This is a genomic window from Nostocoides vanveenii, from assembly GCF_039531165.1.
GTDB lineage: Bacteria > Actinomycetota > Actinomycetes > Actinomycetales > Dermatophilaceae > Nostocoides_A > Nostocoides_A vanveenii.
The window spans coordinates 1-13,059 of the sequence record NZ_BAAAPN010000093.1 but is presented as its reverse complement, the minus strand read 5'-3'; the positions used below and the strand labels follow the sequence as shown (position 1 = coordinate 13,059).

Sequence of the window (13,059 nt, the reverse complement as noted above, 5' to 3'; positions counted from 1 at the left end):
CAGGATGCTGCGAGAACACCTCCGACACCACGGTAGCCCCCAGGGTCGATCGGCGTGCGAGTCACGAAACCCGGGAGCACCTAGGCAGGCAACAGTCTTACTATCGGAGTGGACGACGCAGCCGGCGACGTCCATGCCGTGTGCGGCCCGGTTCGCGACGGCGTTGTCGAGGGCCTGGACGGCCAGTCGGGACTTCATCCGCGAGTCGATCGAGTAGCCCACGATCCGGTTCGACCAGACGTCTTTGACCGCGCACAGGTAGAGCTTGCCCTCGGCGGTGGGATGCTCAGTGATGTCGGTCAGCCACAAGAGATTCGGCCCGTCAGCAGCGAAGTCCCGGCGGACGAGGTCGTCGTGCGCCGGCGGTCCGGGCTTCTTGCCGTTCTTTCCGCGTTTCTTCCCGAACGCGCTCCACGAGCCGCTATCTCGGCACAGCCGCCACGCGGTCCGGTCCGCCATCACCTGCCCGGCCTCGCGGGCCTCGTCGGCCAAGAGCCGGTGCCCGAACTCCGGATCGTCGACGTGTGCGTCGAACAAGGCGATAGCGCGGTGCGCGGCCGTCCAGTCGGCGTCGGTGACCGGATCACGAAGCCACCGGTAGTAGGGCGCCCGCGTGATCTTCAGAACCCGGCACGTCACCGTCACGGGGATACCGTCAACGGCCAGCTCACGGACGAGCGGGCACATCATTGTGGGGCGATGTTCGCCTGCGACAGATACGCCGCCGCCCGGCGCAGGACCTCGTTCTCCTGCTCCAGCAAACGGATCCGCCGCTTGGCCTCTCGCCGTTCCCCGGCGTCCGCGGCGCTCGGTCCAGGCCTGATCCCGGCGTCCCGATCGGCGATGGGGATCCAGTTCGTCAGACACGACTCAGAGATCCCGAAGTCTGTGGCGACCTGCTTGATCGTCACCCCTTCCTCCCGCTGGCGAGCGACCCGGACGACATCGTCACGGAACTCCTTCGGATACGGCTTGGGCATGGTGCACATCCTCTCCCGCGGCACCTCACGGCACCACAGACTCGGTGTCACCTATCCGTTCAGCAGTCCCCCTTCTTCGGCTTCGCCCAGAGCGTCGAAGTGGCCGCGAGTCCGATTTCGGCCTTCCTGATCGGCCCCATTGCCCAGTTCGGGTTGATCTCCTATATGAACACCGACGCCGGTCGCGAGCGCTTCGGGTGGCTGCTCGGCGACGGGGAGGCTCGCGGCATCGCTCTGGTCTTCCTGCTCGCCGGCCCGATCATGCTCATCACCGTCACCCTCGCGTTCCCCTTGGGCCCCTACCGCCGTCTGTCCGGCGCCTATGACGACGGGGCAGGGGCGACCGCACCCCTGTGACGCGGCGGGGTCTCCCGCAGGAGGCTCCCGTGCTGCACGATGTGGCCATGGCCGTTGCCGACTGGTTCCTGACCCTTCAAGAGCGCGAGAATCCCCACTCCCGATTGGCCGCGCCGAGCGCCGCTCCGGGCTGGACAACCGGCAATCACCTGCAGGCGCTGGTTCACGGCCGGCCGTACTTCGAGGACCTGCACCAGCGGATCGCGCAGATGGACGCCGGCGACCGGATCTACTTCACCGACTGGCGAGGCGACCCGGACGAGCAACTGACCGATGACGGCCGGACCCTGTCGGCAAGCCTGGTCGCGGCCGCCGAGCGGGGCGTGGACGTCCGCGGACTGTTGTGGCGCTCGCACTGGCGCTACCTGGGCTTCCACGCCGAGAAGCACCGCCAGTTGGCGAGGACATCGACCAGGCCGGCGGCCAGTGCCTTCGGGACATGCGCGTGCGCAACCTCGGGGCCCACCATCAGAAGTTCGTCATCCTGCGACACCGGGATGACTCCACCCGCGATGTCGCCTATGTCGGAGGCATCGACATCTGCCACTCACGACGCGATGACGCGCGGCATACCGGCGACCCGCAGGCCCTCCAGATCGCAGCCGCCTACGGCCCCACCCCCGCCTGGCACGATGTGCAGGCCGCCCTGCGCGGCCCCGTCGTCCACGACGTGGAGACGACCTTCGGGGAGCGCTGGGAGGACTCCACCCCGCTGACGCTCAACCCGGGTCGCACTCTCAGTTCCTTCCTCCAAGGGGAGGACCAAGAGCCACGTCCGTTGGGCGAGCAGTGGCCGCCTCCCGGGCCGGTCTCCGGCGGCACGGCCGCCGTGCAGGTGGTGCGCACCTATCCTGCGATCCTGCCTAAGGGTTATGACTTCGCCCCGGACGGTGAACGCTCGATCGCGTTAGCCAACAGCAAGGCCGTCGCCCGGGCCCGCCGGCTGATCTATGTCGAGGATCAATACCTGTGGCGACCGAAGTCGGCAAGCACGTTGCCGATGTGCTGACTGCCAATCCCGATCTGCGGATGCTCATCGTCTTGCCCATGATCCCCGATGTCGATGCACCGGTCGCTGAGACCACGCAGTCCTATGGCCGGCGGCTGGCCATGGAGCAGATCCTCGCGACCGGCGGCGACCGGGTCGCGGTCTTCGGCCTGTGCAATGCCGCCGGCCTGCCCATTTACGTGCACTCGAAGTTGTGCGTGATCGACGATCAGTGGGCCTCGGTGGGTTCGGACAACCTCAATCGCCGCTCGTGGACGAGCGACTCCGAGATCGCCTGCTTGGTCGTCGACGAGCGCGAGTCCGACAGCGCCGCACCGGACGACTCCTTCCCGGTTCTGCTGCTGCGCGAACTGGCCGCCGAGCACCTCGGCTGCATCCCCGAGGAGGTCCCTACCGATCTGCACGACCTCTTCGACGCCTTCGTCGCCTCCGCCGACGCGCTCGACAGCTGGTATGCCGCAGCGACCGCCCCCACGGCCTCCGCCCGACGCGACCCCCGGCAACTCGCCCGACATTTGGCCCGCCCTCGCCGCAAGCATGGTCACCGCATGGACCGTGCGCGTAACACGGCTGCGCAGACCGCCAGGCAGCGGTCGCCAGCAGCGTCGATCGTGGCCCACGCCCACCCGGCCAGTTGCGCCGTGTCGACTGCCGCACCTGTCGCACTGGCAAATGCGTTCAGCCCCAAAGGTGTATGCCGTCTTCGACCCCGACGGCACGGTGCTGCGCGACGAAAGCCTGCGCGAACTGAGTCGGCCTGGCGTCGATGCCCGAGAGTGACGGCCCTTGCCATTGCTGAACCGGCCCCTCGACGGGGCTGAACCGGCCCCTCGACGGGGCTGAACCGGCCTTTCGACGAATTTTTCCGTCAGGTCAGGGGTGGTGAATCGGGGGCTTCGGGAGTTTGCGGAGCCGGCGGGCCCGGTCACGGCGGGCCGGGATCATGCTGCGCATGTCCTCCAGCTTGCCGAAACACAACAGCCGGTCCCCCTCCTCCAGCACCCGGCGCCCGTCCGGCCGCGGGATGACCGCCGTGCCCCGGTGGAGGGTGAGGACGGTCAAGTCCTTGTCGAGGATCCCCGAGTCGGCCAGCGACTGACCGACCAGATCGCCGCCGCGCACCACGATCTCGGCGACGCCATAACCCGTCGAGACCGTCAGCCGCTGCCGGACGTCGATCTCGGGGAAGGCGACCTGGTTGTCGATGAAGTCGATGATCGCGCCGGCGACATCGAGCTTCGTCGCCGACTCGATGCCCTCCAGCCCCGGTGAGGAGTTGACCTCCATCACGAGAGGCCCGTCCGCACCTTCGAGCATGTCGACGCCCGCCACGCGCAGGCCCATGATCTGCGCCGACCGCACCGCCGCGGACTCGAACTCCGGATCCAGATCTACCGCTTCGACCCGCCCACCGCGGTGAACATTCGAGCGGAACTCGTCCCCGACCGCCACCCGCCGCATCGCCGCGACCACCCGGTCCCCCACGACGAGGGCCCGGATGTCACGCCCGCGGCTCTCGGCGACAAACTTCTGGATCAGGACGTTCTGCCGGGTGCTGTGCAGCGTCTCGATGATCGCCTCGGCGACCTTGATCTCGGGTGCGAGGATGACGCCGATCCCCTGGGTGCCCTCAAGCAGCTTGATGACCACCGGCGCCCCGCCCACCCGCTCGATCGCGGCGCTGACATCGGCGCGGTCGCGCGCGAAGGTCGTCGGCGGGATGCCGATGTTGTGGCGCGAGAGGATCTGCGTGGCCCGCAGCTTGTCGCGCGAGTTGGCGATCCCGTTCGCGGTATTGGGCGTGTAGACATCCATTTGTTCGAATTGCCGTACCACCGCCGTCCCGAAGTAGGTCACCGAGTTGCCGATGCGCGGCAGAACGGCGTCGTAGTGCGAGAGCGGGCGGCCACGGAAGAGCAGGTCAGGAGCCTCCTGGGAGAGGTCGATCCCGAACCGCAGGGTGTTGAGGACCTTAACCGTATGCCCGCGCGCGGCCGCGGCGGTCCGCAACCGCGAGGTGGTGTAGCTGCGCGGCGCGCGGGAGAGGATCGCAAGCTTCACAAGGGCTGCCTGACAGGATGGCGGGGTGAGCGGACCGGGCAATTCAAGCACCGTCCTCGGGTGGCGCGAATGGGTCGCCATGCCCGAGCTCGACGTGCCGTGGATCAAGGCCAAGGTCGACACCGGGGCGCGCTCGTGCGCCATTCATGCATTCGACATCGAGGAGCTCCAGGGCGGCCCGATTCCGTTGGTGCGCTTCACCATTCACCCCTGGCAACGGGCCACCGACGACGCGGTCACAGTCATCCGGCCGATCCTCGATCGGCGCACCGTACGCAGTTCGTCCGGGCATGCCGAGGAACGGATCACCGTCGAGACCGACGTGCGGATCCTCGGCCGGACGATCCCGGTCGCCTTGACCCTGGCCGCGCGCGACCAGATGGGCTTCCGGCTGCTGATCGGCCGCGAAGCTCTCGGGCAGGGCTTCCTCGTCGATCCGTCCCACTCCTACCTCGGCGGGCGCCCCCGCCGCGCTGTGCGACGCAAGAACTGGGGCCACGATGCCACGCGCGCGTGACTCTTTTAGCCTCGGCCACGTCAAGGTCCGCCCCGGCGCGCAGCGCGATGTCCTGCTGCCCATCACCCGCCTGGTCACCGGCGGCGATGTCTCGCTCCCGGTCCGGGTCGTCCACGGCAAGGAGCCCGGGCCGGTCGTCTGGGTCAACGGCGCCGTTCATGGCGACGAGGTCGTCGGCGTCGAGATCATCCGCCAGGTCCTCGGCAGCCTTTCACCCAAGACGATGCGTGGCACCTTGCTCGCCGTGCCCGTCGTCAATGTGCTCGGCTTCATGGCCGGCGATCGCTATCTGCCCGACCGCCGCGACCTCAACCGCTCCTTCCCGGGATCGACCCGCGGCTCCCTCGCCGGCCGCCTCGCGCACCTGTTCATGACGCAGGTGGTCTCGAAGAGCGAGGTGGGGATCGACCTGCATACGGGCGCGGACCGGCGGGCCAACCACCCGCAGATCCGCGGCGACCTCGACGATCCCCGCACCCTGCACCTGGCGCGCGCCTTCGGCGCGCCAGTGATCCTGCACGCCCGGCTGCGCGACGGCTCGCTGCGCCAGGCGGCGCGCGAGCGCGGCGCGTGCGTGCTCCTTTACGAGGGCGGGGAGAACCTCCGGCTCGACCCGTATGCCGTGGACGCCGGAGTCGCCGGTGTCCGCAATGTCCTCGCGGCGCTGGGAATGATCGACTCCCCCGAGCGCACCGAGACCGAGCCGACGACGCGCGAATGCCGATCCAGCGAATGGGTGCGCGCCCGGCGCTCCGGCATGCTGCGTCTGGACGTGGCCCTCGGCGCGGAGGTGACCGATGGCGAACGACTCGGCACCTTGTATGACGCCTTCGGCCGCACCTTGCGCGCCGTCTATGCCTCCCGCAGCGGCGTGGTCATCGGCCGGACCGAAGCACCCGTCGTCCACCGCGGCGACGCCGTGGTCCATATCGCCAGCTGAACGTCGTACTTCGCGCGGACCGCTGTCCGTCAGTGGTTTCGTAACACACGCGCCAATTCATGGAACAGTCGCCGAGCCACGCCACGGCGCGGCTGTGGTGCTCATGTTCGGCGACGGCGAGCGCGATCACGACGTGGGCATCGAGGAGATCAGTCATTCCTCATCGAAGAGATCGGCGACCTCGGATGACGCGATCCGACGACCGAGCGCCAGCACGGGCAACCCCGTCCGCTCATCTCACTCGCGCTGGGCCGAAATGAGGCCAGCGGCAGGCGGCTCAGCTCGTCGGTCGCGGCGCCGTCGCCGCCCAGCCCGTCACGGCGACGATCTCGAGGACGAGCACGCCGGTGAACGGCCGGTCTGCATACTGCGGATACTTCGTGGCCAACCCCTCCGTCAGCGAGTCGCGGAGTGTTTCGGGAACCTCTGGCGCCCAACGTAATGCGGCACGCACCCACCACAAACGCGACCAGTCCTCGGCATCCCACTGCTCGACCAGCAATGTTGCCCGGGGGTCGGTCGCGAGATTGCGTTCCCGCTGCAGACGCACAGTGCTCTTCGGCTTCACCCGATCGATCGGCACGGCCAGATGATCGCCCATCACCGCGAACACCACCGGCACCGCGTCGGCCCCGCGCTCATGGTGCACCGTGCACAGCACGCCGTGGTCGGCCGCGGCGAGCCGCTGTCGGGCCTGCGGGCTCGCGAGCCTCACGCCTCTACCCCCTGTGCCGTATGCCGCTCCACCCCCTCATCGTGCCCCTTCCGGCGGCCCGGTGAGAGCCCTACCATGACGCCGTGATGAGAAGAGGTCGGTGGCCACGTCGATGAACCTCGCGACGTGGGTCCAACGCAATGGGCGCCTGCGACCGGACAGCCCGGCCCTGGCCGTCGGCGCTACGGTCTTTGCGACGTGGGCGCAGTGGGCCGCGACGACCCGGGCCATCGCTGGTGGCCTTGCTGTGGAATACGCTCTCGGACAAGGCGATCGGGTGGCCATTGTCATGCGTAACCGTCCCGAATACCTCGAAGCCCTGTTCGGCATCTGGCACGCCGGTCTCGTCGCAGTGCCGGTCAACGCCCGCCTGCATCCTGACGAGATCGCCTACATCCTCCGCCACAGCGGGTCGCGCCTGGTCCTGACCGACCCCGAGCACGCCGACGATGTCGCCCCGCTCGTCACCACGGTCGATGACGTCCAGGCGGCGATCGTCGCCCCGGGGGCGGACTGGGCACGACTGTGCGAGTCTGCTGAACGGGCGCTGGTCGATCGGTGCTCGGACGAGCCGGCGTGGCTCTTCTACACCAGCGGGACCACCGGCCGCCCCAAGGGCGCCACGCTCACCCACGGCAATCTGCTGATGTCTTCGCTCAGTTACTTCGCCGACATCGATGTGATCGGGCCGGACGACAGCATCCTGCACGCGGCACCGCTCTCTCATGGCTCCGGTCTCTACGGATTGCCCCATATTGCCAAGGGCGCGGTCAGCGTGATCCCGACATCCGGGGGAGTCGACGGCGCCGAGATCGCCGCGCTCATCGAGCGCTGGCCGGGCTTGTCCTTCTTTGCTGCACCGACGATGGTCAAGCGGCTGGCCAGCGACCCGGCGCTCCGCTCCGCCGATCTCGGCAACCTCAAGACGATCATCTACGGCGGGGCGCCGATGTATCTCGCGGACCTAGAGATGGCGTTGGTGACCTTTGGTCCCAAGCTCGCCCAGATCTATGGCCAGGGCGAGTCGCCGATGACGATCACCGCATTGCCCCGGGCTGCCCACGCGGACCGCGAGCATCCCCGTTGGGTCGCGCACATGGGCAGTGTCGGCACCACACGCACGGATGTCGAGGTGCGCATCGTCGACGAGCAGGGCGCGGAGGTCGCGACCGGGGAACCGGGCGAGATCGTCGTCCGGGGCGAGGTCGTTATGAGCGGCTACTGGCAGGAGCCCGCGGCGACGGCCGAGACCATCCGCGACGGGTGGCTGCATACCGGCGATATCGGAAGCTTCGACAGCGAGGGTTACCTCACTCTCCACGACCGGTCCAAGGACCTGATCATCACCGGTGGGATGAACGTCTATCCGCGCGAAGTGGAGGAAACTCTATTGCGGCACAACGGCATACGGGATGTGGCCGTGGTCGGCAAGCCGGATTCCGAGTGGGGTGAGGCGATCGTCGCCTTCGTCGTGCCGAGCGACCCCGCCGCGCCTCCGGAAACCGCCGACCTCGACGCGTCCTGTCTGGCCGCGTTGGCGCGTTACAAGCGGCCGAAGGAGTACCGCTTCGTCGACGCGCTGCCGACCAACAACTACGGCAAGGTCGTCAAGCGAGAACTGCGTGAGCGGCTGCGCGCGGAACCATTGCCTGGACATTAGTCAAGGGTCTTGCGCCGACCTCGGTGTTGTGCCACCGTGACCTGACGTACCGACGATGCGGCGATCGAAATGGAGCCTGCTTGAAGCTCGCCCTGTATCTGCCGAACTTCCGCGACAAGGTCACCGTCAAGGAGCTTGAAGATCTCACCGCCCTCGCGGAGGAGCTCGACTTTGATTCCGTATGGACGCTCGACCGGATCGTTGTTCCCGAGGCCTCCGATCGCGGCGAGTTGCAGTATGCCTTCGGCATGATCCCGGGCTTCCCCAAGCAACTCCCGGTCACCTCCCACGGCGAGTTTCTCCAGGGCTGGCCGCTGATCCCCTGGCTGGCCGCCAAAACCGCCAAGCTGCGGATCGGGATGAGCATCACGGACACGCCCTACCGCGCGCCCGCGGTCCTGGCCACCGAGCTTGCGACCGTCGACCAGCTCAGCAACGGCCGGCTCAATGTGGGCGTCGGTGCGGGCTGGATGCCCGAGGAATTCGCTGCGGCGAGCGCATCGCACATCTTCCCGCGCCGGCATACGCACGTGCGGGAAACCCTGGAGATCATGCAGGGGATCTGGACCAACGACATCTTCGAATACCACGGCGAGTTCGCGGACTTCGACCGCTGCGGCTTCGGCGCGAAGCCGGTGCAAAAGCCGCATCCCCCGATCTTCTTCAGCGGCCTCAAGGATCCCAAGCGGTCGGCAAACCGCATCGCCAAGTACAACCTCTCGGGGTGGATCGGCATCCAGGACTCGCCCGAGGAGTTGCAGATGTGGCGCGGCGCCATCCAGGCCGAGCTTGACAAGCTCGACACGGACCGCTCGATGGACGACCTGGAGATCAGCTCGATGATCTGGTTCGTCATCACCGACACCGAGACCGACCAGAGCAATATGGGCAAGGGCAGCAACCTGCTCGCCGGCACCGCGGGACAGATCACCGACATGCTCAAGCGCTATCGCGACGCCGGCCTGACCATGCCTATGCTCTGGCCGCCCTTCGCCGACGTCCCGGTGTCGAAGACGATGGACGACATGAAGCAGTTGGTCGAGGAGATCATGCCGAAGGTCAACGAGGGCTAACGCCCGGGCCGGTCAGGAGTAGACAGGCCGTTCCGGGTCGGCCGGGTCCTCGGTGCCCCGCACGCTCGGCACCGCCTCGGTGGGCCCGGCATTGGGATCACCGAGCAGGACTTTCCCCTCATTGGTGACCACCGAGAGCACGCCCTCGTTGTCGTGGAGCATGCCGGCGAGCACCTCATAGGTCGTCTTCGCACGCTCGAGGATCGTGCCGTCCAGGTGGTCGCGCAGGAAGGCGATGACCTCGTCCTCGCTGTGATCAGCGGCGTGCCTCTCGGCCGCAGCGAGCACCTCGACATAACGGGCCACGCCTGCCTCGCCTACCTGCTCGATGAACGCGTCGTTGAGCACGATGGTCTGGCCTCGCGGCACCGCTGCGTGCCCTCGCTGGATCGCTTCCATACGTTTAACCGTAGCCGTGAAAAACCATCCGGAACGTGGCACGGACCGGACAAAGCGACGCGCACCCGATGGCCGCATGGCCGCGGCCCGGCTGCGGATGGGCAGCCGGACCGCGTTGTGGGTCCGCGTCGGACCGGTCAGTTGGGCCGGCAGCTCGCCTCTTTGGTGATCGAGACGCGCGTGCGCTCGAGCACGACGCCAGCCCGGATGACGACCGCCGTCGCGTTCTTCCACGTGGGCTTGATCCCGGAGGTCCACCCGGCTTCGGTGATCGCGACGGTCAGGCTCTGCGGCCGGTTGACCCAGGTGCCCTCGATGCGCAGCTGGTCACCGAGCTGATAGTCGGCGACCGTGAAGCCGAAGCGCTTGCAGTCCTGGGTGCTGGTGATGACTGGCAGCTTCGGCGCGATGATACCGACGAGCACCGGGTCGTGATCGCTCGCGGCATACATCGTCGGCTGGTAGAAGTCGACGATGTTGTAGTTGCGGCGCGAGTACTGCATCGCGACCGACTCATCGGCGTTGATGTTGACGTCATCGGCGCCGCTGACCATGGCGAGGGCCTTGGCGTTGGCGAAGGCATGGTCGAGCGAGCCGAGGCGGCCACCGAACTGATAGGACGTCGACTCGGGGTTGAACGTGCGCACCAGGTCGGTGTAGCCGGCGGCCTCGATGATCTGGACCGGCGTCTCCTTGGAGTAGGCGTTGAAGTCGCCGATCTGGAAGATCGCCTCGCCCGGCCAGATCTGGTCGGCCCACGCGGTGACATCGCGGGCCTGCGCCTCACGCGAGGGGTTGGACAGACCCTGGCCGGTGCCGTCGTCCGCGCCGGAGCCCTTGGACTTGAAGTGGTTGGCGATGACGACGAATTGCTTGCCGGAGGCGTTGCCCTCGAACTTCTGCCCGATCGGCTGGCGGGCATTGGCGAAGGCCGGGCTCTCGAGCAGCACCGTGGTGTTGATCGGCGTCACCGTCGCCGCCTTGTAGATGAAGGCCGGCCGGATGACGTCCTCACTGACCGGGGTGATCGGCGGGCTCGCGACATAGGCGTATGTCCCGGCACCGACCTTGGCGTTGAGCGCCTCGGTGAGCGTGCGCAAGGCGGCATCACGATCATGACCGAAGCGGGCGGAGTTCTCGACCTCCTGCAATCCGACGACATCAGCGTCGAGCGCGGCCAGTGCGGCGACGATCTTGTCCTGCTGATCCTGCAGGGCCGCCGGGGTGTAGGCGCCGCGGACCAGGCAGCCGTTGCTGGCGACCGGCGTGCCGTACATGTCGAGATAGGGCTGGCAGCCGGGCTCGTCCTGACCGAGATCGGTGAAGTAGTTCAGGACATTCATCCCGCCGATCTTCAGGTCACCGCCGACCGCCGGGGCAGCCGTCGGCCGGTCGTTCTCGGAGGTGACGAAGCCAGCATCGGCACCGACGACCTGGCCGGTTGGCTGGTAGTTCCACTGGAAGCGGTAGTCGAGGATGACCGGCGCCGTGAAGCTGAAGTGCGATCCGGTGCGCCGCGGCGTGGCCTGGCTGAGGTAGGGCAGCGGCGAGCGCTTGGCGGTCGCATTGGTCAGGTAGTTCCAGGACGATCCGTCGTCGAGGGTGATGTAGCGCTTGGCCTGCTCGGCCTCGAAGGCTGCGGCCTCGGACGGGACGACGCGATCGGTCGCGGTCCACAACGGCTCGGTGCCGGAGGCGAGGCCAAGCTGACCAAAGCTGTTGAGGTCGAAATTGTTGGTGATCGTGTAGGTCCCGACGGGCTCGACGAGCATGCCCTCATAGGCCTCCTTGCCGGCGTCCGTCACCGGTGGCGCGTCGAGAGCGGTTGCCTTGACGGGCGCGCAGTCGGCGGCGGAGGTCAGCACCGGCTTGGTCAACTGGGTCAGCCCGTTGAACTCCGCCGGTATGCCGGTGATGGTGTAGCAGTCGCCGATCGTCGCCGTCGGCGCGGCGACGGTAAAAACGAAGATCCCGTCGGACGCCTCGCCGGCGGCCTTCGCGGTGCCGCCGCTGCCGGGAGTCTGGACGTAGAAGCCGTTGAACCCCCCGGTCGGGTAGGACGCGGTGACGACGCCGGTCGTGGTGACCCGCTGCCCGCCGAGCGGAGTCGCCGCGCCGGTGCCCTGGATCTCGGCGATGGTCGCGACGACTGGGTCGGGGTCGGGCGGGGTGACGGAGCCGGCATTCCGCGGCGTCGGCGCACCGACGGTGAAGTCGACGGAGTTGTTGTCGGTGTCCTTGCCATCTGTGCGGCTGACCGAGGTCGCATTCCCGGTCCCGGGTGCGGGCATGGTCTCGAATTGGCTTGCGGTGGAACCGTATCCGACGGTGTCGACCGTCGACCCGTCGCTCGCCAGCAGGACCACCGAGCCGACCGTCCCGCTGAGGTTGGGCGCCGTGCAGCTTGCGTCGGGCGTCGGCAGGGCGTCCGTGCCGCCCGTGCCCTTGGCCAGCTGGACGAGGAAGTAGCCACTCGCGGCGATCGACCCGCTCGCGATGGCACACGTGCCGCCGAGATTGCCGCTCGCGGAGTAGTAGGTGATCTTGTAGCCGGTCAGGTCGAGCGCGCTGGCTCCGGTGTTGACGAGTTCGACGAAGTCGTTAGTGAGGGTGGCACCGGAGTTGCCACCGCCGCCATACGCCTCATTGATCACGATCTTCGGCGACGCGGCCTGCGCGGGTAGGGCGGTCGCACACGCGGCCACGAGACTCGCGCCGGCAGCGAAGGCGAGGCGGCTGGATGAGGGTCGACGCATGGATGGGCGTTGGGTCGGCAACGGTGACTCCTAGGCGGTGGCGGTGAGGACCGGGATGTCCGGCGTCCGAATCTGAACTGCTCAGGAGGCTAACCGGGGATCGGCCGCCATGCGACCGGAAGCCTTGGGGTGAATTCCCCGGGGCTTGGACGTGTGGCGAACGACTACAGGGTGGGTCCCTCAAGCTCCTGACGACGGGTGAGGAAATCGATGGCGGCGGTCATGACAGGGGTCCGGGAGGTTGCTCGGCCACCAGAGGGGCATCCACGGTGAGCGGCCCCAGCCGTGCGGCGCCGCCGGGCGAGCCGAGCGGTTGGTCCTGACCGGGGAGGGTTGCTTCGAAGAAGGCGGCGTTGTCGAGGATGTATCCGCTCCATTGCGCGGGCACGTCATCCTCGTAGTAGATCGCCTCCACCGGGCAGACTGGACTTCCCCCCGAAGCGTGTAGGTATCAGCTATTAGGAGATGCTGTGCCTGAGACACGTTGGAAGTACGACCGTGAGTTCCGTGAGGGGGCTGTACGGATCGTCGAGGAGACCAACACGCCGATCGCTGCCGTCGCGCGCGATCTCGGCGTCAATGAGGGGACCCT

The 13,059-nt window shown here is 67.7% G+C and carries 12 protein-coding genes and 2 pseudogenes; 8 read left to right on the top strand and 6 right to left on the bottom strand.

The features are described from left to right. Positions 1 to 102: 102 nt before the first annotated feature. A pseudogene (locus ABD209_RS16145) lies at positions 103 to 980 on the bottom strand (IS3 family transposase); the annotation flags it as partial. Positions 981 to 1,079: 99 nt separating this feature from the next. On the opposite strand from ABD209_RS16145, the gene ABD209_RS16140 reads away from it, so the two are divergent. The 3 genes from ABD209_RS16140 to ABD209_RS16130 all read left to right on the top strand — a co-directional run bounded on the left by ABD209_RS16140 (position 1,080) and on the right by ABD209_RS16130 (position 3,167). Further along, positions 1,080 to 1,337 carry a hypothetical protein gene (locus ABD209_RS16140; RefSeq protein WP_344068055.1) on the top strand — a complete coding sequence of 86 codons (258 nt, stop codon included), beginning with the start codon at positions 1,080 to 1,082 and terminating at the stop codon, positions 1,335 to 1,337. A 439-nt stretch (positions 1,338 to 1,776) separates the two neighbouring features. Continuing rightward, complete coding sequence (locus tag ABD209_RS16135; RefSeq protein WP_344068051.1) at positions 1,777 to 2,346, top strand: hypothetical protein; 570 nt, start codon at positions 1,777 to 1,779, stop codon at positions 2,344 to 2,346. Beyond that, positions 2,307 to 3,167 (top strand): phospholipase D-like domain-containing protein, encoded by an 861-nt coding sequence (locus tag ABD209_RS16130; protein WP_344068048.1) that lies wholly within the window; start codon positions 2,307 to 2,309, stop codon positions 3,165 to 3,167. Before ABD209_RS16135 ends, ABD209_RS16130 begins: the two co-directional genes overlap by 40 nt. A 52-nt stretch (positions 3,168 to 3,219) precedes the next feature. Here the strand turns inward: ABD209_RS16130 and ABD209_RS16125 are convergent, their stop codons facing one another. After that, positions 3,220 to 4,407 (bottom strand): RimK family alpha-L-glutamate ligase, encoded by a 1,188-nt coding sequence (locus tag ABD209_RS16125; protein WP_324385409.1) that lies wholly within the window; start codon positions 4,405 to 4,407, stop codon positions 3,220 to 3,222. A gap of 25 nt (positions 4,408 to 4,432) precedes the next feature. Between ABD209_RS16125 and ABD209_RS16120 the strand changes: the two genes are divergently transcribed. Together ABD209_RS16120 and ABD209_RS16115 are read left to right on the top strand one after the other, a co-directional pair. Next, positions 4,433 to 4,924 (top strand): ATP-dependent zinc protease family protein, encoded by a 492-nt coding sequence (locus tag ABD209_RS16120; protein WP_344068045.1) that lies wholly within the window; start codon positions 4,433 to 4,435, stop codon positions 4,922 to 4,924. Continuing rightward, positions 4,908 to 5,864 (top strand): succinylglutamate desuccinylase/aspartoacylase family protein, encoded by a 957-nt coding sequence (locus ABD209_RS16115; RefSeq protein WP_344068042.1) that lies wholly within the window; start codon positions 4,908 to 4,910, stop codon positions 5,862 to 5,864. The genes ABD209_RS16120 and ABD209_RS16115 overlap by 17 nt, the downstream gene beginning before the upstream one ends. A gap of 277 nt (positions 5,865 to 6,141) precedes the next feature. On the opposite strand, the gene ABD209_RS16110 is transcribed toward ABD209_RS16115, so the two are convergent. Beyond that, complete coding sequence (locus ABD209_RS16110) at positions 6,142 to 6,579, bottom strand: PNPOx family protein (RefSeq protein ID WP_344068039.1); 438 nt, start codon at positions 6,577 to 6,579, stop codon at positions 6,142 to 6,144. Between the two features lie 100 nt (positions 6,580 to 6,679). On the opposite strand from ABD209_RS16110, the gene ABD209_RS16105 reads away from it, so the two are divergent. Both ABD209_RS16105 and ABD209_RS16100 read left to right on the top strand, forming a co-directional pair. Further along, a complete protein-coding gene (locus tag ABD209_RS16105; protein ID WP_344068037.1) occupies positions 6,680 to 8,239 on the top strand; it encodes an AMP-binding protein in 1,560 nt (519 codons plus the stop codon). 80 nt (positions 8,240 to 8,319) lie between these two features. After that, the gene (locus ABD209_RS16100) at positions 8,320 to 9,312 is read left to right on the top strand and encodes an LLM class flavin-dependent oxidoreductase (protein WP_344068034.1); all 993 of its coding nucleotides are present in this window, start codon (positions 8,320 to 8,322) and stop codon (positions 9,310 to 9,312) included. 12 nt (positions 9,313 to 9,324) lie between these two features. Here ABD209_RS16100 and ABD209_RS16095 read toward each other — a convergent pair whose 3' ends face one another. From ABD209_RS16095 to ABD209_RS16085, 3 genes and pseudogenes are all read right to left on the bottom strand, one after another. Further along, the gene (locus tag ABD209_RS16095) at positions 9,325 to 9,711 is read right to left on the bottom strand and encodes a hypothetical protein (RefSeq protein ID WP_344068031.1); all 387 of its coding nucleotides are present in this window, start codon (positions 9,709 to 9,711) and stop codon (positions 9,325 to 9,327) included. A 137-nt stretch (positions 9,712 to 9,848) separates the two neighbouring features. Beyond that, positions 9,849 to 12,488 (bottom strand): ExeM/NucH family extracellular endonuclease, encoded by a 2,640-nt coding sequence (locus tag ABD209_RS16090; protein WP_344068029.1) that lies wholly within the window; start codon positions 12,486 to 12,488, stop codon positions 9,849 to 9,851. A gap of 199 nt (positions 12,489 to 12,687) precedes the next feature. After that, positions 12,688 to 12,894: pseudogene (locus ABD209_RS16085) on the bottom strand (ferredoxin family protein); the annotation flags it as partial. Positions 12,895 to 12,937: 43 nt separating this feature from the next. On the opposite strand from ABD209_RS16085, the gene ABD209_RS19900 reads away from it, so the two are divergent. Next, on the top strand, positions 12,938 to 13,059 hold a 122-nt coding region (locus ABD209_RS19900; protein WP_425564702.1), incomplete at its 3' end, for a transposase.

Coding starts and splice junctions, on each gene's coding strand:
- ABD209_RS16115 (WP_344068042.1), top strand. CDS start 4,908: ATGCCACGCGCGCGTGACTCTTTTAGCCTCGGCCACGTCAAGGTCCGC.
- ABD209_RS16135 (WP_344068051.1), top strand. CDS start 1,777: ATGCGCGTGCGCAACCTCGGGGCCCACCATCAGAAGTTCGTCATCCTG.
- ABD209_RS16095 (WP_344068031.1), bottom strand. CDS start 9,711: ATGGAAGCGATCCAGCGAGGGCACGCAGCGGTGCCGCGAGGCCAGACC.